Consider the following 23,086-nt stretch of genomic DNA (forward strand, 5'->3'; position numbering starts at 1 on the left):
ATAAACGTTTAGTTGACGTTAAGCTTCTATCTGCCCTAATTTTTGTAGTAGAGGTGTTTCACGTTGGCAAACAAGCGATCAACTCCGGACATTATATTAATTCTAACCACCCTTACACTTCTTGCAGTGGGCCTTATCATGGTTTACAGTGCAAGTGCAGTATGGGCTGATTACAAATTTCAGGATACATTCTTCTTCGCCAAAAGGCAGTTGCTATTTGCTGGCTTGGGTGTAGTAGCGATGTTCTTTATCATGAATATCGACTATTGGACTTGGAGGACATGGGGAAAATTAATTATTCTGGTGTGTTTCTTCCTGCTTGTCATCGTATTGATTCCTGGTGTTGGGATGGAGCGGAATGGATCAAGAAGCTGGATCGGCGTTGGAGCGTTTTCGGTTCAACCTTCAGAGTTTATGAAAATAGCCATGATAACATTTTTAGCAAAATACTTAAGTGAAAATCAAAAGAAGATTACTTCTTTTAAGAAGGGACTTATTCCAAGTCTCTCTCTCGTATTTTTGGCGTTCGGAATGATAATGCTGCAGCCCGATCTTGGTACAGGGACTGTAATGGTTGGTACTTGTATTGTCATGATCTATGTTGCCGGCGCTAGGATCAGTCACTTTGTGGGATTAGGGCTGGTAGGTGTAGCAGGTTTTGTTGTTTTAATCTTATCTGCACCTTACCGGATAAAACGGATCACATCCTTTTTAAATCCATGGGAAGATCCGCTGGGAAGCGGCTTCCAAATCATTCAGTCTTTATATGCAATAGGACCTGGAGGGTTGCTGGGACTTGGGCTCGGACAAAGCAGGCAAAAATTCTTTTACTTGCCAGAACCGCAGACCGATTTCATTTTTGCCATTTTAGCAGAAGAACTCGGGTTTATTGGAGGCTCGTTTGTTGTTCTCTTGTTCGCCTTGCTTTTATGGAGGGGAATAAGAATAGCACTTGGTGCGCCGGATTTGTACGGCAGCTTCTTAGCAGTAGGTATCATTGCCATGATTGCTATTCAGGTTATAATAAATGTAGGAGTGGTAACAGGGCTGATGCCAGTAACCGGAATCACCCTCCCGTTTCTAAGTTATGGAGGCTCCTCCTTGACCCTGATGTTACTAGCTGTTGGGATTCTACTGAACATAAGCAGATACGCGAAATATTAAACAAAGCCGAAACCAGCAACCAATGGTTTCGGCTTTTGTGTTACATATCCGGACATAATATGACAAAAAATAAAAATTTGATTACAATAACTAATATTCGTTGCACATCTTTAACAAGGGATATACTATTAAAGTATTGTGCAAACAATGATTGCACAACGAAATTTCATAACAAAAGCTTTTACAAAAGAAAATATGTTAATGACAAAAAACAGGTTTAATATCCAAACCATTTAGGGTATGTAAACATAGTCCATTTTTAAATGAATTACATAATTGTCATGAGCCGAACTTCGAACCTTCGATGTGATGGGCCGGTGTACCGTTAATATACTACATGCATAGTATATTAATAATTATTGATGGGCCTACATCACGACTTGAACGAAGGATTATTTTTCTACTTAATAAGTTATGAAAATTGTTATATGAACGTGGATTTAGGAGGATTTTATATGGAAGCGTTAGTCAAGGAATTGCAAGAAAAAGAAGTGGGCAAGGTATTACCCAATGAGCCACTCTCAAATCATACGACAATGAAAATTGGCGGACCGGCGGATGTGCTGGTGGAGCCAAAGAGTTTGGAAAAACTTCAAGAAACGATGGAAACGATCAATCAATACCAAGTGAAATGGACGGCAATCGGCCGCGGATCCAATTTACTGGTGTCAGACCTCGGAATTGAAGGAGTAGTAATAAAACTTGGAAACGGAATGGACCATATGGAAATAGAGGGTAATGAAGTGCATGTCGGAGGAGGATACTCCTTAATCAAGCTTGTTACCATCATCAGTAAAAAAGGATTGACAGGTCTTGAGTTTGCCGGAGGGATCCCCGGATCTGTAGGTGGAGCTGTGTACATGAATGCTGGCGCACACGGTTCTGACATATCTAAAGTGTTAAAAAAGGCACATATCCTGTTTGAAGATGGCAAAATGGAATGGTTAACGGCTGATGAGTTGGAATTTTCCTACCGAACATCGATCCTTCAAAAAGAGCGCCCGGGAATTTGTTTAGAAGCCATTTTGAATGTGGAACAGGGAAATCGGGAAGAAGTGGTAGCTCAGCTTCAAAAAAATAAAGATTATCGTCGTGATACTCAGCCGTTTTCCTATCCATGTGCAGGTAGTATTTTCCGGAATCCACTTCCGGATTATGCTGGACAGTTAATTGAAAAAGCTGGACTCAAAGGGTATAAAATTGGCGGTGCAAAAGTTTCTGACATGCACGCGAACTTTATCGTAAACGACGATGGTGCCAAAGCTCAGGATGTATTGGACCTGATTGCATACATCAAGAAAACAATCTTAGAGAAATATGACGTTCAATTAGAAACGGAAGTTGAAATTATAGGAAGAAAATAGTAGTTTTTTTCCGTTTTTTTCACCCCACATATGATATAATTATGCTAGAAAATTATTGTATAATTCATGCGTAGCTTCATGGCGCGCGGTGGGGTGAAATTGTTTTTAATGGAAAAAGGGAAAGTAGTGACGCTAGAAGACCGTGTACCTAAAATCAAACAGCACAGAAAGCAAAAGGCTAACAGAAGATTAGTCATCTATCTTTCATTATTCTTTATTTTGTTGTTTTTGATCATTTACTCGCAATCTCCACTTAGCAAGGTTTCTGGCTTAACTGTAAGCGGTAATTTACACATCAAAGATGAGGAAGTCATAAGCTTAAGTGGTGTGACGAAAGAGACAAGCATCTGGCGTGTGAACGAAGAAAAAGTAGCTGAACTGATTCAGCAGCATAAAGAAATAGCATCAGTAGAAGTTCAAAGGGTCTTTCCAAACCGTGTGGAGATCACTATCGATGAATTTAAGCGGATAGCATATATATATGAAAGTGGAAACTATTACCCTGTCATGGAAAATGGCAAAATGCTCTCAGTTTTGAATGAAGAGGATGCATTGCCTGATGATGCGCCACTCATGCTGAATTGGAAGAATGGTGAAATGGTGGAGAATTTTATTGTTGAATTGATAAAATTACCTGAATCCATCATCTATTCCATTTCTGAAATACATCATACACCAACAGATATCGACCCTTACCATATAACCATGTTCATGAATGACGGTTTTGAAGTAAGTGCAACGATCAGAGATTTCTCGGAAAAGATGGCCGCATACCCTTCCATTGTGGAACAGTTGGATCCAGAGGTTAAAGGTGTCATTAACTTGGAAGTAGGTACATTCTTCAAACCGTACGAAACAGGTGGAGAGGAAGAGGAAGAAACAGATGAAAGTGACAGGTAAACATGTTGTCTTGTCCTTTGTTTGTCTAGTCCTTGGTTTTATCGTCTCATACTCGTTTCAACTTACAAACGAGGAAGAAGTCGTAGGTACAGACAGACAGTGGCAGCGTGATAGAGCAATCAGGGAAACCTTAATCAGGACAGAAGAACGAAACCTTGAATTGCAAAATGAACTACAAGAAAAACAAGAGGCGATCCAGACCATAGAAGAGGAGCTTGCAGAAGGAGAACAGCTTTTATTCAACTTGGTGGAAGATGTGGACAAGCTCCGTATGTTCAACGGGAATGTTAAAGTCCAAGGAGAAGGCGTGGAAGTGACGTTAGCAGACGCTTCCTATGTTCCTTCTGAGGAGAATATCAATAATTATATTGTTCACGAAAGTCATGTGTTCAAGGTAATGAATGAGCTGTTTATATCGGGGGCTGCTGCAATAGCCATAAACGGACAAAGAATTACTAAAGACTCCTATATTATTTGCAATGGCCCTGTGATAACCATTGATGGAAATCAATATCCTGCTCCATTTGTCATAACTGCCATAGGTGATTCCGACGTGCTCATTCCTGCACTAAGTATCCTTGGCGGAGTGAGAGATCAATTGGTTGCAGATAATATTACAGTGAAGATGCAAAAAAAAGATCAAGTAGTTCTTGACCCTGTTATTCGATAAGGCTGAATGCATGCTTTGTGGTGAGGTAAGGTGTTCAAGATGGACAAGCGTAAATTTAGTTTTACCATTGTTACGGTTATTGTAGGACTGATGATTGCTATACAGTTTCAAACCGTCCAGCAGCCGATTATTCGTGATACGCGTGATACCTGGCAACTCAGGAGCGATTTGAATCGTGAGCAAGAAATACAATCTCAAATTATCCAAGAAATAAGAAAGTATGACAAAATACTCCAAGATTATTCCAAAGAACGTGATGAATCTAAGGGTGCTATCGTTCGGGAAACACTGGAAGAACTAAAAGTCGAAGCAGGGTTAACAGAGATGAAGGGACCAGGCATAAAAATGACAATCAAACCATTGTTTGATGAAGATGTCCTAGGAAACATTCAGGAAAACATATCTGCAGATCTTCTTAGAAGGTTTGTAAACGAATTGAATTCCTATGGTGTAGAAGAAATAAGTATTGCTAATCAACGCATTGTTAGCAATACGATCATAAGAGAAATAAACGGCAGGACAAAAGTAAACAATGCATGGATTCCTAATGCGAACTTTGAAATCATTGTTATCACCAGTGACCCTACGAAGCTTTACAACCGACTACAAGTATCCAGGGCAATGGACGAATTTGCGATAGAAAATCTTTTGCTAGAAGTCTCCACGCCCATTAACGAAGTAACCGTTCCTGCCTATGACGAGCAAATTCGTGTGAAGCATATGGAAGCGGTGAAAACCGGGAAGGAGGGGAACTGACAATGTGGCTTCCTCTTCTGGGCTTGATTGTAGGAATTGTTTTGGGGCTGTATTCCGAGATTCGGGTACCTGATGAATATTCCAATTATTTATCGATTGCAGTTCTTGCTGCACTTGATACATTGTTCGGTGGAATTCGTGCCCACCTACAAAACAATTATGATGATAAAGTATTTGTATCCGGTTTTTTCTTTAATATCCTGCTTGCAGCAAGTTTAGCTTTTCTAGGCGTACATCTTGGTGTAGACTTATATTTAGCTGCAGTATTTGCTTTTGGAGTAAGGCTATTTCAGAACATAGCAGTGATAAGAAGAATATTATTGTCAAAATGGTCGCTTTCTAAAGAAAAAAACGAAAAAAAATGATTTTAAAAAAGGGAAAACATCATATTTGTGGAATACTTTCTAATATAATATGTTTTTCAAGAGTTGTTCTTAAATAATTGGTTTTTTTAGGAGTAGAAGGAGGTGCCATAGAATGAACAGCAATGAAATATACGTCAGTTTGGACATCGGTACATCCAGTGTTAAAGTAATCATTGGAGAAATGGTGAATGATACTTTAAATATTATTGGAGTCGGTAATGTAAAATCAACAGGATTAAGAAAAGGATCAATAGTAGACATAGATGAAACTGTTCATTCCATTAATAAGGCAATTGAACAAGCTGAGAGAATGGTAGGGATGCCAATTAATAGAGTGGTCGTTGGCGTCACCGGAAACCATGTACAGCTTCAGGATTGTCATGGAGTGGTAGCTGTTTCAAGTGATAACAGGGAGATAGGGGACGAAGACATCGCTAGGGTAATAGATGCGGCGCAGGTCTTTTCCATTCCTCCTGAAAGAGAGATTATTGACTGTATTCCAAAACAGTTCATCGTAGACGGATTGGATGAAATCAATGATCCACGTGGAATGCTGGGTGTTCGCCTTGAGATGGAAGGTACACTTATCACCGGGTCAAAAACAGTCTTACATAACTTACTGCGTTGTGTAGAGAAAGCTGGATTGGAAATTACGGATATCTGCTTGCAGCCACTTGCATCTGGATCGATAGCATTGTCTAAGGACGAGCGCAATTTGGGTGTGGCACTTGTGGATATTGGCGGAGGTTCTACTACCATAGCCGTTTTTGAGGATGGATTCCTAAAGGCAACGAGCGTATTGCCTGTTGGCGGAGAGTACATCACTAAAGACATTTCCATAGGTTTACGTACTTCCACTGAAGACGCAGAAAAAATCAAACAAAAGCATGGACATGCCTTTTATGACCATGCATCCGATGAAGAAGTATTCAGCGTACCGATTATCGGAAGCGATCAGCATCAACAATTCAGTCAACTTGAAATCTCTGACATTATAGAAGCACGGATGGAAGAGATCTTTGAGCTAGTACAACACGAGATTAAGAGATTGGGTGTTCGGGAGATTCCTGGAGGCTACGTGTTAACTGGCGGTGTAGTAGCAATGCCGGGAGTCCTGGAATTGGCACAGTTGATACTGAACAATAATGTAAGGAAAGCTGTTCCGGATTATATCGGCGTAAGAGAGCCTCAATATACTACAGGAGTAGGGCTTATCCAATTTGCATATAAAAATGCAAAACTGCAAGGAAGAAAAATTGAAACTACATCAGCACCAAGTGAATACCCTGAAAAACGTAGTGGAAAACAAACTCAACAAAAAGTAAAGCAAGCAAAGCAACCAGTAAACGAAGAAGAAAAAGTTGGCAACAAAGTCAAAAAATTCTTCGGACTATTCTTTGAATAAGAAAAAGGATAACATAGCTGTTGATTGGAGCACAGGGCGGAAATCAACAGCGGTGTTCAACAGTTACTAGCTTTAGCTTGCAAGTACTTTCGAGAAATAGGAGGAACAGTCATGTTAGATTTTGATAACAGTATCGATCAATTAGCTACCATAAAAGTAATCGGAGTTGGTGGAGGCGGAAACAACGCTGTAAACCGTATGATAGAGCATGGTGTTCAAGGAGTAGAGTTTATTGCAGTTAACACGGATGCACAAGCTCTTAACCTATCAAAAGCAGAAGTGAAAATGCAAATCGGCGGTAAACTTACTCGCGGACTTGGAGCAGGTGCAAATCCAGAAGTAGGTAAAAAAGCGGCTGAAGAGAGTAAAGAACAGTTAGAAGAAGTATTAAAAGGTGCCGACATGGTATTCGTTACAGCTGGTATGGGCGGAGGAACCGGTACTGGTGCAGCGCCTGTAATCGCACAAATTGCACGTGATCTTGGCGCGTTAACTGTGGGTGTTGTAACAAGACCTTTCACATTTGAAGGCCGTAAGCGTGCTACTCAAGCAGCAGGCGGTATCGCTTCCATGAAAGAAGGAGTAGATACACTAATCGTCATTCCTAATGATCGTCTTCTTGAAATCGTTGATAAAAACACACCTATGCTAGAAGCGTTCCGTGAAGCAGATAACGTTCTTCGTCAAGGTGTACAAGGTATCTCTGACCTGATTGCTACTCCAGGACTTATCAACCTTGACTTTGCAGACGTGAAAACAATCATGTCCAACAAAGGTTCCGCATTAATGGGGATTGGTGTTGCCACAGGTGAAAACCGTGCAGCAGAAGCAGCGAAAAAAGCTGTATCTTCTCCATTACTTGAAACTTCTATTGACGGAGCTCAAGGTGTATTAATGAATATTACAGGTGGTACTAACCTGAGCTTGTATGAAGTACAAGAAGCTGCAGACATCGTGGCATCTGCTTCTGATCAAGAAGTAAACATGATTTTCGGTTCTGTAATCAATGAAAACCTTAAAGACGAAATCGTTGTGACGGTTATCGCTACAGGCTTCAGCGAAGCAGAAATCAACCATACAAAACAAGGTGCACGCCCAGTGTTCGGCGCTCAAAAAGCTCCAGCACAAAAGCCTCAACAACCGCAACGTGAAGTAAGACGTGAAGAGCCTGTTCATCAGCAACAAGAACAACAAGAGCCTCGTCGTCAGCAACAACCACAGCAACAAGAAGAAACGTTGGATATTCCAACATTCTTACGCAATAGAAATCGCCGCCGCTAATCTCATTAGCTCCCGGCTTAAACAAAAAACACCAAACCATTTTATTTGTAAATGGTTTGGTGTTTTTTGTTTATATAAATTTAGAAGGCATATAAAACAGTTGATTTCCGTTTCAGGCGCTTCGCTTGCCTGCGGGCGGTCCGTGAGCCTCCTCAGGCGTCGCCTTCCGGGGTCTCACCTGTCCCTTCCTCCTGCGGGCGTCTGCGCGCCTTCCACTCCAATCAACAAGGTGACTTCATTTACTAAAGGTTAAAGAAAAGGCATTTAAAAGAGTTAAATGTAGACGTTTCGTTATTCTTATTTCTAGCTGTGGATTGGAGTGAATGGCGTAGACTCCAGCGGGGGAGTAACGGTGGTTTGAGACCCCTGAAGCGTTGTGAGAAGGCTCAAGCGCCGTCCCGCGGAAAGCGAAGCCATTTGCGGAAAGGAACAGCGTCGATAAGTCAATCAACTATAATTATTTCCATCTTCCGTCCTCTAAGTTTCCCCTCCGACAAATAAGCAAAAAAACCTTCAAAAATTGTATTCTACCATCGGCAGGAACTGACAGACTTCCTAATAGTAGTGATTTATACTAGTTTCAAACATAAAAAGGTATAAATGAGGGACTAAACTTGACCGTATATTTAGATGCGATCTGGCTCTTGAATTTCGGGTTTGATTTTCTGCTCCTTAAGATTACCGGAATCATACTCAAACGCACAATGGTGACCTGGAGGCTTTTGCTTGGGGCATTCTTGGGATCATTACTAGTAGTACTAATGTTTACCCCCCTACAGATGATTGTTGCTAATCCACTGATTAAAATGCTCTTATCACTTACGATTATTCTCGCTGCCTTCGGGTTCCATAGGCTAAGGGTTTTCCTTGAAAACTTGATTGTTTTCTATGTTACCACTTTTTCGGTAGGAGGAGGGATGCTTGCCGTTCATTACGGCTTGCAAGTGGATCAACGTTTTGCCAATGACACGATTCAGAGTTTGACTAGTGGACTTGGAGATCCTGTCTCATGGATGTTTGTCCTCATCGGTTTCCCAGTACTCTTATACCTGTCAAAGAAACAATTCCATGCAGTGGAAACAAGGAAATTTAAATACGATCAACTTGCCACCATCACTATTACCATCGAAAAGGAAGTGATTTCGTTACCAGGTCTCTTGGACAGCGGAAACCAACTATTAGACCCGATTACCAAAACCCCTGTCATGATTTTAGAAGTGGATTATCTAAATGCGTTCATCCCTCAAGAAATAATACAAGCTATGGACTCCATCGAACAAACTCAAGGGTGGCCGACTTTTTCAGAGGAAACTAAGTGGGTGGAGAGAATTAGAATCATTCCATATAGGGCTGTTGGAAAAAGTACCAGTTTGATGCTTGCAATAAAGCCTGACAAAGCGGTCATTCATCACGATGGTAAACAATATGAAACAAAGAAATTCCTTTTGGGGCTGACAAAAACAAAGCTCTCTTCAGAAGGAGATTATGTATGCATCCTTCATCCGAAAATGTTGCAAGGAGAAGTGGTGGAGCAGGTATCATAATACTTTATTCAGTACCTACAAAAGAATGATGAAAGAGGAGGAAATACTTTGGGGAAGCTCAAGATAAAAGTCACTTATTTATGGTATAAATTATTAATCAAACTAGGATTAAAGACAGATGAAATTTATTATATTGGGGGAAGTGAAGCTCTCCCGCCTCCATTATCAAAAGAAGAAGAGGCACACCTTCTCATCAAATTGCCAAATGGAGATCAAGCTGCAAGGTCCATATTGATTGAGCGGAACTTGAGACTTGTTGTGTACATCGCTAGAAAGTTCGAAAATACGGGAATCAATATTGAAGATTTAATCAGTATAGGAACTATTGGACTTATTAAAGCTGTAAATACATTCAATCCTGAAAAGAAAATTAAATTAGCAACCTATGCTTCCCGCTGCATCGAAAATGAAATATTAATGTACCTCCGAAGAAACAATAAGGTTCGTTCAGAAGTATCTTTTGATGAACCATTAAATATTGATTGGGATGGCAATGAATTGTTGCTTTCAGATGTGTTGGGGACGGAAGAAGACATTATTACAAAAGATTTAGAAGCGAATGTAGATCGAAAACTTCTATTGAAAGCCTTAGAGCAACTAAATGATAGGGAAAAACAAATCATGGAACTGCGCTTCGGCCTGATTGGCGGTGAAGAAAAGACCCAAAAAGATGTGGCAGATATGCTTGGAATATCGCAATCATACATTTCCCGATTGGAAAAACGCATTATTAAAAGACTAAGAAAAGAATTCAACAAAATGGTGTAAAAAATTTTTTAAGGTATAACATTAGCAATGGTAAGGGTTGTAATTATTTGTCAGAATAGATAGATTTCTGGATATGCATATTTTTCCCTCCTGAGGAGATACTTAACTCTGAACAGCAACTCCTGTTAGGAGGGGAAAGAATGACACGTAATAAGGTAGAGATTTGTGGAGTAGACACCTCAAAGCTTCCCGTTCTAAAAAATGAAGAAATGCGGAAGTTGTTTCGAGAAATGCAAAGTGGTGAACTTTCTGCTCGAGAAAAGCTTGTGAATGGTAATTTAAGGCTTGTATTAAGTGTTATTCAACGGTTTAACAACCGTGGAGAATTTGTTGATGACTTATTTCAAGTAGGATGTATAGGATTGATGAAATCCATTGATAACTTTGATTTAGGTCAAAACGTTAAATTTTCTACATATGCAGTACCGATGATTATCGGGGAAATCAGACGTTATCTTCGTGACAATAATCCTATAAGGGTATCAAGATCGTTACGGGATATCGCCTACAAAGCACTGCAAGTGAGAGAAAGATTGATGAGTGAAACATCCAGGGAACCAACAGCTGAAGAGATTGCAAAGGTTTTGGAAGTGCCACACGAAGAAATTGTTTTCGCTTTAGATGCTATCCAGGATCCTGTTTCATTGTTTGAGCCAATCTACAATGATGGAGGAGATCCCATTTATGTATTGGATCAGATAAGTGATGAAAAGAACAAGGACATCCAATGGATAGAAGAGATTGCTCTAAAAGAAGGAATGAGAAGGCTCAATGACAGAGAAAAACTCATTCTGAGAAAACGATTCTTTCAAGGAAAAACACAGATGGAAGTTGCTGATGAAATCGGTATATCGCAAGCTCAAGTATCTCGCCTCGAAAAGGCGGCAATTAAGCAGATGAATAAAAATATTCAAAGCTAATGCGGGAAAATATAAAAATAAAAGTTCCAGGGTCCAATTGTTAAAGGGGATCTCTGGTTCTTTTTTTTGGACAAGGTTTCAGTGAACTATAACTTTTTTCTTTTTCTCCTCATGAAGACCGATGCAAGCATCATATAGTTAACTATGATAGAAAAATTGGGGGAATGGAAATGGTGAAAATATCGGATTTTCAGATGAAAGACGTTGTAAGTGTTTCAGATGGCAAAAAACTTGGTAACATAGGAGACATAGATATCAATCTGACAAATGGAAAAATTGAGGCTATCATTATTACCGGTGGTGGAAAAGTGTTGGGTTTCTTTGGCAAGGATGAGGAGGTCGTCATCCCATGGCGCAACATCGTCAAAATCGGCGCAGATGTTATTCTTGTACGTTATCAAACAAAAGTAGAGGCTTCTTATGAGGAATAAGACGCGAAAATTACTGTCGAATGGGACAATATAATTCAATGTTAGTAGAAAAATGTGGTACAATATGAAAGAATATTAGTGTAACAATAAAGTAGGTGTCATAAATGACAGAGCCATTTGTTCTGGAAAAAGAACAAACACTGCATCTTCCTGGTTGGAAAGAGAAAGATTCCAATTTAATCGTCGGATTTACGACGAAAAACGGAGGAGTCAGTGAAGGACAATTTAGTACATTAAATATGGGGTTGCATGTCCATGATTCCGTTAACGCAGTTTGCCAAAATAAAGAAATTTTGGCAAGTCTCTTGAATATGCCTACAGAAAATTGGATAGGATGCGACCAAACACATGAAGATAAGATCATAAAAGTAAGCAGCGGTGATAGAGGTAAAGGTGTCTACTCTTATGGGACTGGATTGCCAGGAACCGATGGCATTTATACAGATACCAAAGGAGTTTTATTGACACTTTGTTTTGCTGATTGTGTGCCACTGTACTTTTATTCTGAGGAGCATTCCTTAATAGGAATCGCCCATGCAGGCTGGAAAGGTACAGTGAAAAATATTGCCGGCAACATGATTAACCGCTGGGTGGAGGATGGAGTGAGTATTGATACTATCCATGTAGCAATTGGTCCCGCCATTTCTGCAGAAGCCTATGTGGTAGATGATTATGTTGTAAATAGAGTAAACGATGTGCTCCCTCATGTAGACAAGAAAAACTACATGAAAGAAGTTTCTAAAGGACAATATGCACTGGATCTCAAAAAAATTAATCATGAACTTGTTTTACAAGCAGGTGTAAAAGAGTCAAACATCCTTTGCAGCTCTTTTTGTACAAGCTCTCATGACTCCTTATTTTTTTCCCATCGACGTGATCAGGGGAAAACAGGAAGAATGATGAGTTTTATCGGTTTGAAAGGAGCGGAGTTTGCATGAGTCAACAATCAGTCGAGTTAAATCTTTCTGAAATCCAACAAAACATCCAGGATGCATGTAACAGTGTCAATCGTTCAATAGAAGAAGTGAAAATTATTGCTGTTACCAAATATGTGTCAACAGAGCGTGCTCAAGAAGCAATCACAGCGGGTATAACACATCTTGGAGAAAACCGTGATGATGGGCTTTTAAAGAAACGAGATGCGATACCGAAAGGGGCAACGTGGCATTTCATCGGCACCTTGCAATCCAAAAAGGTGAAAAACATCATCGATAAAGTGGATTACATTCATTCTTTGGACCGCAAGTCCCTGGCAGAAGAAATACATAAGAGGGCAAATAAGGTTGTTAAATGCTTTATTCAAATAAATGTGTCTGGAGAAGATTCCAAACACGGGCTTACACCGGAGGAAGTTCCAGCGTTTATAAAAACGCTTGGCGACCTCCAAAATATTCAGATTGTCGGATTAATGACAATGGCCCCTCATACCGAAGAAGAAAAAACGTTACGCAATTGTTTTCGAGGGTTGAAATCCCTGCAACAAGAAATTCAATCAATGAACCTTCCGTATGCACCATGTACAGAGTTATCCATGGGGATGTCCAATGACTACAAGATTGCCATTGAAGAAGGTGCAACATTCGTCCGAATCGGAAGTGCACTTGTAGGAAACGAACAATAATTTGGAGGTGTAAGATATGACAATTAAATCAAAATTCAAAAGTTTTTTCGCCTTAGATGATGAAGAATATGAGTACAAAGAGACGGATGCGTACGAGGAAGAAGAAGTGGTGGAGGAGCCGAGAAGAACTAGATCTGGCACCACACAACCAGCTGCTAGGCAAAATGTTGTAAGTTTACAAAGTGTACAAAAAACATCCAAGGTGGTTCTATATGAACCGAGGTCCTATTCAGAAGCACAGGATGTAGCGGACCATTTAAAGAATAGACGTGCAATCATCGTCAACTTACAGCGAATCGATATGGATCAGGCAAAAAGGATTGTAGATTTCTTAAGTGGCACCGTTTACGCCATAGGTGGAGATATCCAGCGCATCGGACAGAATATTTTCCTATGCACTCCAGATAATGTGGATGTATCTGGGTCTATTTCTGAGATTATGCAGCAAGAACAGGAAGAATATACAGACAAGAGGTGGTAGACGAACATGGATGTGTTTTTTAGTTTATTGAACGATTTAGTTTTCATTTATACGATAGCTTTAATCATCTATATTTTTATGTCTTGGTTTCCAGGAGCCAGGGAATCATCCTTTGGCCGGATGTTAGGAAGAATATGTGAGCCTTACCTCGACATGTTCCGCAGAATTATCCCGCCGCTTGGCATGATAGATATTTCTCCAATCGTAGCTATTTTTGTTTTACGATATGCCGTTTTAGGGCTAGCAGCATTATTTAGAATGCTGGGCTTATATTAATACTACAGTAGGGAATCTCGACGTTACCGGGTTTCCCTTCTTATCTTTTGTTAGAGTAGAGTGATATTATGAGTATTTATCAACACTTTCGTCAAGAAGAACATGAATTCATCGATCAAGTACTGGAATGGAAAGAAACCGTTATAGAGCAGTATACGTCAAAACTTACGGATTTCCTTGATCCTCGTGAACAGGAAATAGTGAAAAGTGTTGTTGGTCTTAATGAGGATGTTAAGCTTGCTTTCCACGGGGGAACTGACGGTGCTGAAAGAAAACGCGCTCTCTTGTATCCTCCTTATCTAGAACCCACTGCAGAAGATTTTCATTTGAAGGCTTTTGATCTTTCCTATCCTGAAAAATTCGTGAAAATCGAACACCGCCAAGTGCTTGGATCTTTAATGGGAATTGGTCTTAAAAGAAGCAAATTTGGTGATATTTATTTTCATGATTCAACTATTCAAGTTGTATTAAGTGCAGAGGTAAGTGCTTTTGTGGAGATGCAATTACAAGAAGTTGGGAAAGTGAAAGTATCTCTGAGGGAAATCCCACTAGAAGAGTTAAAATCAACAGAAACCAGCTGGGAGGAGGCATCTACCACTGCTGCATCCTTAAGGCTGGATGTGATGATTGCGTCGATCTACAATCTTTCCAGGCAGAAAGCGCAATTATTAATTAGTGCCAAAAAGGTGAAAATCAACTGGAAACTTGTAGAGCAGACAGCTTTTGAATGCCAAGAAGGAGACATACTTTCTGTAAGGGGATTTGGAAGAAGTAAATTAATTACTGTAGACGGAAAAACGAAGAAAGACAAATGGAGAATTATTGTAGGAAAACAAAAATAATTTTCTATCTGGCAGGAAAATAAGAGCGCATGTCGAATAATGTTAAGTAACAGTAGAGATCTTAATGGAGGTGGCATCAATGCCCTTAACACCACTTGATATTCACAATAAAGAGTTTAATAAGGCTTTTCGCGGCTACGATGAAGACGAAGTAAATGAATTTCTTGATCAAGTAATCAAGGACTATGAGATGATCTTGCGTGAAAAGAAAGAGCATGAAGAAAAGGTCAAAGAATTAAATGATCGTTTATCTCACTTCAACACGATTGAGGAAACGTTAAATAAGTCCATTCTAGTGGCACAGGAATCAGCGGAAGATGTTAGAAGAAATGCACAAAAAGAAGCAAAGCTAATTATCAAGGAAGCTGAAAAGAATGCAGACCGCATCATCAATGAGTCCTTATTAAAGTCAAGAAAACTTCAAGTGGAGATAGATGAATTAAAGAAGCAATCTAAGATTTTCCGCAACCGTTTCAAGATGCTTGTGGAAGCACAATTGGAGCTTATCGACAATGATGATTGGGAACACTTAATGGAATATGAAGAAAAAGATAAAGAATTAGAAGAAAGTCGAGTATAACCTTGACGATATAAGGTTATATTCAGTATAATAACGAAACAAATCAAAGTTTTTTCATAGAATAATTATATGCACTTATTTTTTATAAAATATAAAAAAGCGTTGATAGGGACAGTAGTTTCTCATACCACTTATATTAGCGAATCGGGGATGGTGAAAGCCCGGTATAAGATGAGAAAACGAAGATCACCCTAGAGCACGGGACTGAAAGCAGATTGCCTCTAAGTCTTGTCGTCACATTCACGTTACGAATGCTAAAGCGGACCATTACTGCCAATATTAGCAGTACGGTCAATTTAGGGTGGTACCACGGGAGATCCTCTCGTCCCTTTTCTGGGATGAGGGGATCTTTTTGTTTTTCGTTTTTAGGATATTATAGCTGTTGATTGGAGCACAGGGCGAAGACTCCTCGAAAATGCTACGCATTTTCTTCGTGCGATGTATCGCTGTCGGAGCCTTCCTTGTCCTGAGGGAGATGGCGCTAGGTGGAGACCCCGCAGGCTTGCCGAGGAGGCTCTCGTCAGCCCCTAGGAAAGCGAAGCCCAGTGCGGAAATCAACAGCGGAGTATTATCAGAACTTACCTATGAAAAATTCAAAATGTGAAAGTTGGAGGAAAGACCATGGAATATAAAGATACCTTACTAATGCCAAAAACCGAATTCCCAATGCGCGGAAACCTACCAAACCGCGAACCGCAACAACAACAAAAATGGGACGAAATGGACATCTACAAAAAAGTGCAAGAACGCACAAAAGACCGCCCGATGTATGTATTACATGACGGACCTCCATATGCAAACGGAGACATCCATATGGGTCACGCACTTAACAAAGTGCTAAAAGACTTTATCGTCCGCTACAAATCCATGAGCGGCTATCATGCGCCATATGTACCTGGCTGGGATACACACGGTTTACCAATCGAAACAGCACTAACAAAGAATAAAAAAGTAAAACGCAAAGAGATGTCCGTAGCTGACTTCCGTAAATTATGTGAAGAGTATGCTTATGACCAGGTGGACCGCCAACGTGAACAGTTTATGCGCCTTGGTGTCCGTGGTGACTGGTTCAACCCATATATCACACTAAAGCCTGAATATGAGGCACAACAGATCAAAGTGTTCGGAGACATGGCGAAAAACGGGCTAATCTATAAAGGGTTAAAACCTGTTTATTGGTCTCCTTCTAGTGAGTCTGCCCTTGCAGAAGCAGAAATCGAATACCAAGATAAGCGCTCTCCATCCATCTATGTAGCTTTTAAGGTAGAAGACGGAAAAGGAGTACTTGATGGTACCGAAAGCTTCATCATCTGGACGACTACTCCTTGGACGATTCCAGCAAACCTTGGAATTGCTGTACATGCGGATCTAGACTACAATGTTGTTGAAGTTAACGGCAGTAAATTCATCATCGCTGCAGAACTTTTAGAAACAGTATCAATCACACTTGAGTGGGAAGATGCAAAGGTCGTTAAAACACTTAAGGGTGCAGAACTAGAGCATGTAGTTGCTAAACACCCGTTATATGACCGTACTTCATTGGTCATGCTTGGTGATCATGTAACAACAGACGCTGGAACAGGTTGTGTACACACAGCACCGGGCCACGGGGAAGACGATTTTATCATCGGGAAACAATACGGCCTTGACGTATTATGTCCGGTTGATGCAAAAGGAAATATGACAGAAGAAGCACCAGGCTTTGAAGGGCTGTTCTATGACGAAGCTAACAAGCCGATCACAGAAAAGCTTCAAGAAGCAGGAGCACTGCTAAAGTTGAACTTTATCACGCACTCCTATCCACATGACTGGCGTACGAAGAAGCCGACCATTTTCCGTGCAACCGCACAGTGGTTCGCTTCCATCGACAAAATCAGGGACCAACTGCTTGAAGCAGTCGCAGAAACTAAATGGGTACCTGCATGGGGAGAAACTCGTCTTTACAATATGGTCCGTGATCGCGGAGACTGGTGTATTTCCCGTCAACGTGCATGGGGTGTTCCGATTCCTGTATTCTATGCAGAAAACGGCCAGGAAATTATCACAGACGAAACAATCGATCATGTATCTGCCTTGTTCAGAGAACATGGCTCTAATATCTGGTTTGAAAAAGAAGCGAAAGACCTGCTTCCAGAAGGCTTTACACATGAAGGCAGTCCAAATGGCACTTTCTTTAAAGAGATGGATATCATGGACGTATGGTTTGATTCCGGTTCGTCCCATCAATCCGTATTAGAGGAAAGAGATGACTTGCAACGTCCGGCTGATCTTTATCTTGAAGGTTCCGACCAATACCGCGGCTGGTTCAACTCTTCTCTAACAACAAGTGTAGCAGTAACAGGAAAGGCTCCTTATAAAGGGATCTTGAGTCACGGTTTTGCACTTGATGGAGATGGACGCAAGATGAGTAAATCCCTAGGTAACGTGGTTCTACCATCTAAAGTAATGAATCAACTTGGGGCTGACATCCTTCGTCTATGGGTTGCATCAGTGGACTATCAATCGGATGTTCGTGTATCTGATAACATCTTAAAGCAAGTAGCTGAAGTGTATCGTAAAATCCGTAATACTTTCCGTTTCCTTCTTGGGAATCTTTCCGACTTTGATCCGACAGTGAATGCGGTAGAAGTAAAGGATCTTCGTGAAGTGGATCGTTATATGATGGTGAAACTGAACAACTTGATCACAAAAGTGAAAAAGTCCTATGAAGAATATGAGTTTGCTGGTATTTATCATGCGGTTCATAACTTCTGTACGATTGAATTGAGTTCATTCTATCTTGACTTTGCTAAAGACATCCTTTATATCGAAGGAAAAGATCAGCATGACCGCAGAGCAATCCAGACTGTGTTATATGAAACATTGCTTGCTCTTACTAAACTTGTGACACCAATTCTTCCTCATACAGCTGACGAAGTATGGTCACACATTGAGTTCGTAAAAGAGGAAAGTGTACAACTGGTGGATATGCCAGACGTATTGTCTGTTGAAGGTGCAGATGCCATTGAAGAAAAATGGGATAAATTCATGGCACTGCGTGACGATGTGTTAAAAGCGCTGGAGGTTGCCCGTAACGAAAAAGTTATTGGTAAATCCCTTGCTGCAAAAATCACTTTATATCCGAATGCGGAGACTAAGGCGCTGCTTGATTCCATCGAAGAAAACGTTCAACAATTGTTCATTGTTTCCGGTTTGGAAGTTGCTGGTGTGAAAGAAGGAGCTCCACAAAATGCTCACGTATTCGAAGGAGTAGCTATCTCCGTAACACCTGCTGAAGGGGAAACATGTGACCGTTGCTGGGTTGTCACACCGACAGTTGGAGAAGATAAAGATCACCCAACACTATGCGTTCGCTGTGCATCTGTAGTTAAAGAAAATTACACGGCATAATATACGCTTGAAGAACGCAAAACCGTCGACTTTTTGTCGGCGGTTTTTTATTGAGATAAGAAAGTATAAAATCCTGTTGATTTCCGTTACAGGCGCTTCGCTTGCCTGCGGGCGGTCCGTGAGCCTCCTCGGCTTGCAGCCTGTGGGGTTTCACCTGTCCCTTCCTCCCGCAGGGTTTCTGCGCGCCTTCCACTCCAATCAACAAGGTGGTTTCATTTAAATGAAGGGTTACAAAAAGTAATCTAACAGTGTTAACTGAATAAGCATTAACGTATGGGTTATGTGATTACTAGCAGTGGATTGGAGCAAATGGCAAAGACTCCAGCGGGGGAGTAACGGTAGGTTGAGACCCCTTAAGCGTTGTGAGGAGGCTCAAGGCACCGTCCCGCGGAAAGCGAAGCCATTTGCGGAAAGTAACAGCGTCGTTTAACCAGCAACAACTGCTTTATAGTAAAAAGTATCAGAGAATATTTCTCTGTTTTCCATATTGGAACCAATCTGTCAATACTTCAGCTTTATTTACCACCCTCTATTTGCTATAATTCTAAAGTACATATAAAAACCTGGGGGTACGTGTTAAGATGTATTATCTTATTGCACTTGTCATTATCATTGTCGACCAACTAACAAAATGGTTGGTAGTAAGATATATGGAAATTGGAGAGAACATTCCGATCATACATAACTTTTTGTATTTATCTTCCCACCGCAACAGAGGTGCTGCATGGGGAATACTTGAAGGCCAGATGTACTTTTTTTACATTATTACAGTTGGTGTTGTCATCGGACTTATTGTATACCTGCAAAAGCTGCCGAAAGATCAACCTTGGATGAAGCTTGCATTAAGTTTGATGCTTGGTGGCGCTATAGGGAATTTCATTGATCGTGTCTTGCATCAAGAAGTAATTGACTTTATCAACACATTTATCTTCACCTACGATTTCCCTATTTTTAATGTAGCTGATTCTGCATTAGTAATAGGCGTTGGGATCATATTAGTCTTAACGATAATAGAAGGCAAGAAAGAGAAGGAGTTATCAAAAAAATGACAGAAACAATGACGATTCATATTGATGAATCACAAAAAAATGACCGTATCGACAAGGTACTTTCCACTCAAAATGAAGAGTGGTCCCGTTCACAAGTCCAACAATGGATCAAAGACGGACAAATTCTTGTTAACGGTGAGAAAACGAAGCCGAATTACAAGTGCAGTGTTGGTGACGATATTACGGTTACCATTCCGGAACCAGAAGCATTAGATGTGTTGCCAGAAGAAATGGATCTTGATATTTATTATGAAGACTCGGACGTAATTGTAGTAAACAAGCCTCGCGGGATGGTTGTTCACCCTGCAGTTGGCCATGCGTCAGGTACACTTGTCAACGGCTTGATGGCACATTGCAAAGATCTATCAGGTATTAATGGTGTATTAAGACCTGGAATCGTCCACCGAATTGACAAAGACACATCCGGTTTATTGATGGTCGCAAAAAATGATTTTGCACATGAAAAGCTAGTAAACCAACTTGTGGCTAAAACCGTTACAAGGAAATACCAAGCAGTCGTACACGGTGTCATTTCCCATGATGTAGGGACGGTAGATGCTCCAATCGGACGTGACAAAAAAGATCGCCAAGCGATGACTGTGACAAATGAAAACAGCAGAAACGCTGTGACTCATTTCCGTGTAATCGAACGGTATAAAGACTACACACATATTGAGTGTCAGCTTGAAACAGGTCGGACCCACCAAATCCGTGTTCATATGAAATATATCGGCTATCCGTTGGCAGGGGACCCGAAATATGGGCCGAAAAAATCACTAGATATCGAAGGACAGGCTCTTCATGCCGGTATCCTCGGTTTTATCCACCCGCGTACAGAGGAATATATGGAATTTGAGGCGCCTAATCCGCCAGAATTCGAGCGTGTATTGAAACATTTAAAAAATCATTGACAGATTAAAGTTATTTTGAGATAATCATCTCAGTTGAATAAGACCTTTAAACGACAGTCCCGTGAGGCTGAGAAGGTAACGGCATATGCGAATGGAGTAGCTATAACTATAGCCATCCCTCTATATTCGTGTACAAAAACCTCTCATCATACGGTGAGAGGTTTTTTGTTTCTCGTTACAAGCAAGGGGCAAGGAAGGGTGAAGAAAAATGGCGGAAAAAGCTTTGATTTTAGATGAGCAGGCAATTAGAAGAGCGTTGACACGCATCGCTCATGAAATTATCGAACGCAATAAAGGTGTGGAGGATTCCGTACTAGTAGGAATTAAAACAAGAGGAATTCACTTGGCTAAAAGGTTGGCCGAACGCATCAATCAAATAGAAGAAAAAGATATTCCAGTAGGAGAATTAGACATCACCCTTTACAGAGACGACTTGACTACCAAAACTTCTGATAATGAACCACTTGTAAAAGGTTCTGATATTCCGGTGGACATAAACAATAAGAAAGTCATCCTTGTAGATGATGTATTGTTCACAGGAAGAACGGTTAGAGCTGGAATGGACGCACTGATGGATTTCGGCAGACCTTCACAAATTCAGCTTGCTGTCCTTGTCGACAGAGGACATAGGGAGCTCCCGATCAGAGCGGATTTTGTAGGAAAAAATATTCCCACGGCAAGCACCGAAAAAATTATCGTAGAATTATCCGAAATAGATAATAACGATCAAGTAAGCATACACGAAAAATAAATAGACCCTTTTAAATGCAGTCCCGTGAGGCTGGCAAAGGGGGGAATTGGTTTTAGAATCCGCTGCTGGCGGATCTTTCTAAGAACCTCTCTACCTCTTTGTGCCCTCAGGCTGCACAAAGAGTTTTTTATGCGGAGATTACGGGAGGTAAACTTTATGAGAGAGAAACCAGTTTTAGACATACACGAAGTACCAAGTAAACCGAAGTGGGTTATTTTGAGCCTGCAGCATCTGTTCGCCATGTTCGGCGCAACCATCTTGGTTCCGCTTTTGGTGGGATTAAGCCCTGCAGTTGCATTAGTATCAAGCGGACTTGGGACACTGGCATACCTGCTTATAACGAAAGGTCAAATACCTGCCTACCTTGGTTCTTCTTTTGCCTTTATCGTACCAATCGTATTGGCAAGTGAAATAGGTGGACCTGGTGCTGCAATGATCGGAAGTTTTATGGCAGGACTTGCGTACGGGATTGTCGCATTGTTGATCAAACAACTTGGACATCAATGGATCATGAAGCTTTTACCGCCAGTTGTGGTAGGGCCCATCATCATCGTTATCGGTTTAGGATTAGCTGGGGTGGCGGTCGATATGGCAATGTATGAAAACCCGGGAGCACCGGAAGAGGAACTAATATACAGCGTGAAACACTTAATGGTGGCAATGGCAACTCTATCCATCACTATCGGGGCAATCATCTTCCTAAAAGGAGTCTTCAGCCTGGTACCAATCCTGATCGGAATAGTTTCCGGGTACTTGATTGCCTATTTTACAGGATTAGTAGACTTAACACCTGTCAAAGAAGCAAGCTGGATTCAAGCACCAGATTTCTTACTCCCATTCGTCAGCTACACACCAAGCTTCAACGCATCCATCTTCTTCATTATGGTGCCGGTAGCGATCGTAACACTGTCAGAACATATCGGACATCAGATGGTACTAAGTAAAGTAGTAGGAAGACCTTTTATCCAAAAACCGGGACTTCACCGTTCCATCCTTGGAGACGGAGTAGCAACGATGCTTGCATCACTTATCGGTGGACCGCCTAATACAACATACGGTGAAAATATCGGCGTCCTTGCCATCACCAGGGTGTTCAGTGTGTTTGTAATCGGAGGAGCGGCAGTGATAGCCATCACATTCGGATTCATCGGAAAAATCGCAGCATTGATTAGCACAGTACCAAGTGCAGTGATGGGTGGAGTAAGCATACTGCTTTTCGGAATCATTGCATCAAGCGGATTAAGAATGCTGATTGATAATAAAGTAGACTTCAATATTAAACGAAACCTGATCATCGCAGCCGTCATTACCGTTATCGGAATTGGCGGAGCGTTCATCAAAGTGGACAATTTCCAGATCCCTGCAATGGCAATGGCCGCTATTATCGGAGTCGTCTTAAACCTTGTCCTGCCGCAGGATGAACAAGAAAAAACAGAACAAAGAAAATACGAAGAAAAACAAAATACAGTAGCTTAACCTTTTAAGAGTAGTCCAGAGAGACTGAGAAGGGTGCACAGCGAACACTTAGTAAACAAGGAAGATTCTGCAAAACGTATCCTCTTGTTTACCTGAGTATGAGCAAAACACCCTTCCGGCACTATGGATAGGGTGTTTTTT

At 40.9% G+C, this 23,086-nt stretch carries 23 protein-coding genes and 1 other annotated feature; all 23 genes read left to right on the top strand.

The genetic code is table 11. The annotated features are described in order from the left end of the window. Positions 1-63 precede the first annotated feature (63 nt). Complete coding sequence (spoVE, locus tag LG307_RS09235; RefSeq protein ID WP_404449988.1) at positions 64-1,164, top strand: stage V sporulation protein E; 1,101 nt, start codon at positions 64-66, stop codon at positions 1,162-1,164. Between the two features lie 455 nt (positions 1,165-1,619). After that, a complete protein-coding gene (gene murB, locus LG307_RS09240; protein WP_404449989.1) occupies positions 1,620-2,528 on the top strand; it encodes a UDP-N-acetylmuramate dehydrogenase in 909 nt (302 codons plus the stop codon). 108 nt (positions 2,529-2,636) lie between these two features. Continuing rightward, complete coding sequence (locus tag LG307_RS09245; RefSeq protein ID WP_404449990.1) at positions 2,637-3,428, top strand: cell division protein FtsQ/DivIB; 792 nt, start codon at positions 2,637-2,639, stop codon at positions 3,426-3,428. Further along, positions 3,412-4,098, top strand: coding sequence for a DUF881 domain-containing protein (locus LG307_RS09250; RefSeq protein WP_404449991.1), 687 nt, complete (start codon positions 3,412-3,414; stop codon positions 4,096-4,098). Before LG307_RS09245 ends, LG307_RS09250 begins: the two co-directional genes overlap by 17 nt. Positions 4,099-4,137: 39 nt before the next feature. Continuing rightward, on the top strand, positions 4,138-4,854 hold the full coding sequence (locus tag LG307_RS09255) for a DUF881 domain-containing protein (protein ID WP_404449992.1): 717 nt from the start codon (positions 4,138-4,140) through the stop codon (positions 4,852-4,854). A 2-nt stretch (positions 4,855-4,856) separates the two neighbouring features. Continuing rightward, positions 4,857-5,219 carry a small basic family protein gene (locus LG307_RS09260; protein WP_010193065.1) on the top strand — a complete coding sequence of 121 codons (363 nt, stop codon included), beginning with the start codon at positions 4,857-4,859 and terminating at the stop codon, positions 5,217-5,219. A gap of 112 nt (positions 5,220-5,331) precedes the next feature. Continuing rightward, complete coding sequence (gene ftsA / locus LG307_RS09265; RefSeq protein WP_404449993.1) at positions 5,332-6,624, top strand: cell division protein FtsA; 1,293 nt, start codon at positions 5,332-5,334, stop codon at positions 6,622-6,624. Between the two features lie 111 nt (positions 6,625-6,735). After that, complete coding sequence (gene ftsZ / locus LG307_RS09270; RefSeq protein ID WP_010193067.1) at positions 6,736-7,905, top strand: cell division protein FtsZ; 1,170 nt, start codon at positions 6,736-6,738, stop codon at positions 7,903-7,905. A gap of 614 nt (positions 7,906-8,519) precedes the next feature. Beyond that, positions 8,520-9,449 (top strand): sigma-E processing peptidase SpoIIGA, encoded by a 930-nt coding sequence (spoIIGA, locus tag LG307_RS09275; protein ID WP_404449994.1) that lies wholly within the window; start codon positions 8,520-8,522, stop codon positions 9,447-9,449. A 48-nt stretch (positions 9,450-9,497) separates the two neighbouring features. After that, positions 9,498-10,217, top strand: a complete 720-nt coding sequence (sigE, locus tag LG307_RS09280) for an RNA polymerase sporulation sigma factor SigE (protein ID WP_010193070.1) — start codon at positions 9,498-9,500, stop codon at positions 10,215-10,217. A 140-nt stretch (positions 10,218-10,357) separates the two neighbouring features. Continuing rightward, positions 10,358-11,137 carry an RNA polymerase sporulation sigma factor SigG gene (gene sigG, locus LG307_RS09285; protein ID WP_047970787.1) on the top strand — a complete coding sequence of 260 codons (780 nt, stop codon included), beginning with the start codon at positions 10,358-10,360 and terminating at the stop codon, positions 11,135-11,137. A gap of 170 nt (positions 11,138-11,307) precedes the next feature. Further along, positions 11,308-11,568, top strand: coding sequence for a YlmC/YmxH family sporulation protein (locus tag LG307_RS09290; RefSeq protein ID WP_404449995.1), 261 nt, complete (start codon positions 11,308-11,310; stop codon positions 11,566-11,568). 104 nt (positions 11,569-11,672) lie between these two features. Then, a complete protein-coding gene (gene pgeF / locus LG307_RS09295; RefSeq protein ID WP_404449996.1) occupies positions 11,673-12,506 on the top strand; it encodes a peptidoglycan editing factor PgeF in 834 nt (277 codons plus the stop codon). After that, entirely contained in the window at positions 12,503-13,189 is a 687-nt protein-coding gene (locus LG307_RS09300) for a YggS family pyridoxal phosphate-dependent enzyme (protein ID WP_404449997.1), read from the top strand. The genes pgeF and LG307_RS09300 overlap by 4 nt, the downstream gene beginning before the upstream one ends. A 16-nt stretch (positions 13,190-13,205) precedes the next feature. Next, positions 13,206-13,670, top strand: a complete 465-nt coding sequence (locus tag LG307_RS09305) for a cell division protein SepF (protein ID WP_404449998.1) — start codon at positions 13,206-13,208, stop codon at positions 13,668-13,670. 6 nt (positions 13,671-13,676) lie between these two features. Continuing rightward, positions 13,677-13,946, top strand: a complete 270-nt coding sequence (locus LG307_RS09310) for a YggT family protein (RefSeq protein WP_404449999.1) — start codon at positions 13,677-13,679, stop codon at positions 13,944-13,946. Positions 13,947-14,014: 68 nt separating this feature from the next. Then, the gene (locus tag LG307_RS09315; RefSeq protein WP_404450000.1) at positions 14,015-14,788 is read left to right on the top strand and encodes an RNA-binding protein; all 774 of its coding nucleotides are present in this window, start codon (positions 14,015-14,017) and stop codon (positions 14,786-14,788) included. A 79-nt stretch (positions 14,789-14,867) separates the two neighbouring features. Then, complete coding sequence (locus tag LG307_RS09320) at positions 14,868-15,368, top strand: DivIVA domain-containing protein (protein WP_404450001.1); 501 nt, start codon at positions 14,868-14,870, stop codon at positions 15,366-15,368. A 93-nt stretch (positions 15,369-15,461) separates the two neighbouring features. Then, positions 15,462-15,701: a binding site (T-box leader), on the top strand. Positions 15,702-15,989: 288 nt separating this feature from the next. Then, the gene (gene ileS / locus LG307_RS09325) at positions 15,990-18,758 is read left to right on the top strand and encodes an isoleucine--tRNA ligase (protein WP_404450002.1); all 2,769 of its coding nucleotides are present in this window, start codon (positions 15,990-15,992) and stop codon (positions 18,756-18,758) included. Between the two features lie 581 nt (positions 18,759-19,339). Next, the gene (lspA, locus tag LG307_RS09330) at positions 19,340-19,807 is read left to right on the top strand and encodes a signal peptidase II (protein WP_404450003.1); all 468 of its coding nucleotides are present in this window, start codon (positions 19,340-19,342) and stop codon (positions 19,805-19,807) included. Beyond that, complete coding sequence (locus tag LG307_RS09335) at positions 19,804-20,718, top strand: RluA family pseudouridine synthase (RefSeq protein WP_404450004.1); 915 nt, start codon at positions 19,804-19,806, stop codon at positions 20,716-20,718. The genes lspA and LG307_RS09335 overlap by 4 nt, the downstream gene beginning before the upstream one ends. A gap of 208 nt (positions 20,719-20,926) precedes the next feature. Then, entirely contained in the window at positions 20,927-21,469 is a 543-nt protein-coding gene (gene pyrR / locus LG307_RS09340) for a bifunctional pyr operon transcriptional regulator/uracil phosphoribosyltransferase PyrR (RefSeq protein ID WP_404450005.1), read from the top strand. Between the two features lie 156 nt (positions 21,470-21,625). After that, entirely contained in the window at positions 21,626-22,945 is a 1,320-nt protein-coding gene (locus LG307_RS09345; protein ID WP_404450006.1) for a solute carrier family 23 protein, read from the top strand. Positions 22,946-23,086 lie beyond the last annotated feature (141 nt).

Source organism: Sutcliffiella horikoshii (assembly GCF_044809035.1).
Taxonomy (GTDB): domain Bacteria; phylum Bacillota; class Bacilli; order Bacillales; family Bacillaceae_I; genus Sutcliffiella_A; species Sutcliffiella_A horikoshii_G.

Bases quoted from the DNA above. Each gene is read 5' to 3' on its own strand.
- LG307_RS09305 (WP_404449998.1), top strand. From the start codon at position 13,206: ATGACAATTAAATCAAAATTCAAAAGTTTTTTCGCCTTAGATGATGAA.
- LG307_RS09250 (WP_404449991.1), top strand. From the start codon at position 3,412: ATGAAAGTGACAGGTAAACATGTTGTCTTGTCCTTTGTTTGTCTAGTC.
- sigG (WP_047970787.1), top strand. From the start codon at position 10,358: ATGACACGTAATAAGGTAGAGATTTGTGGAGTAGACACCTCAAAGCTT.
- LG307_RS09315 (WP_404450000.1), top strand. From the start codon at position 14,015: ATGAGTATTTATCAACACTTTCGTCAAGAAGAACATGAATTCATCGAT.
- ileS (WP_404450002.1), top strand. From the start codon at position 15,990: ATGGAATATAAAGATACCTTACTAATGCCAAAAACCGAATTCCCAATG.
- LG307_RS09320 (WP_404450001.1), top strand. From the start codon at position 14,868: ATGCCCTTAACACCACTTGATATTCACAATAAAGAGTTTAATAAGGCT.
- LG307_RS09310 (WP_404449999.1), top strand. From the start codon at position 13,677: ATGGATGTGTTTTTTAGTTTATTGAACGATTTAGTTTTCATTTATACG.
- LG307_RS09335 (WP_404450004.1), top strand. From the start codon at position 19,804: ATGACAGAAACAATGACGATTCATATTGATGAATCACAAAAAAATGAC.
- LG307_RS09245 (WP_404449990.1), top strand. From the start codon at position 2,637: ATGGAAAAAGGGAAAGTAGTGACGCTAGAAGACCGTGTACCTAAAATC.
- LG307_RS09290 (WP_404449995.1), top strand. From the start codon at position 11,308: ATGGTGAAAATATCGGATTTTCAGATGAAAGACGTTGTAAGTGTTTCA.
- LG307_RS09345 (WP_404450006.1), top strand. From the start codon at position 21,626: ATGAGAGAGAAACCAGTTTTAGACATACACGAAGTACCAAGTAAACCG.
- LG307_RS09300 (WP_404449997.1), top strand. From the start codon at position 12,503: ATGAGTCAACAATCAGTCGAGTTAAATCTTTCTGAAATCCAACAAAAC.
- ftsA (WP_404449993.1), top strand. From the start codon at position 5,332: ATGAACAGCAATGAAATATACGTCAGTTTGGACATCGGTACATCCAGT.
- murB (WP_404449989.1), top strand. From the start codon at position 1,620: ATGGAAGCGTTAGTCAAGGAATTGCAAGAAAAAGAAGTGGGCAAGGTA.
- pyrR (WP_404450005.1), top strand. From the start codon at position 20,927: ATGGCGGAAAAAGCTTTGATTTTAGATGAGCAGGCAATTAGAAGAGCG.
- pgeF (WP_404449996.1), top strand. From the start codon at position 11,673: ATGACAGAGCCATTTGTTCTGGAAAAAGAACAAACACTGCATCTTCCT.
- lspA (WP_404450003.1), top strand. From the start codon at position 19,340: ATGTATTATCTTATTGCACTTGTCATTATCATTGTCGACCAACTAACA.
- ftsZ (WP_010193067.1), top strand. From the start codon at position 6,736: ATGTTAGATTTTGATAACAGTATCGATCAATTAGCTACCATAAAAGTA.
- LG307_RS09260 (WP_010193065.1), top strand. From the start codon at position 4,857: ATGTGGCTTCCTCTTCTGGGCTTGATTGTAGGAATTGTTTTGGGGCTG.
- LG307_RS09255 (WP_404449992.1), top strand. From the start codon at position 4,138: ATGGACAAGCGTAAATTTAGTTTTACCATTGTTACGGTTATTGTAGGA.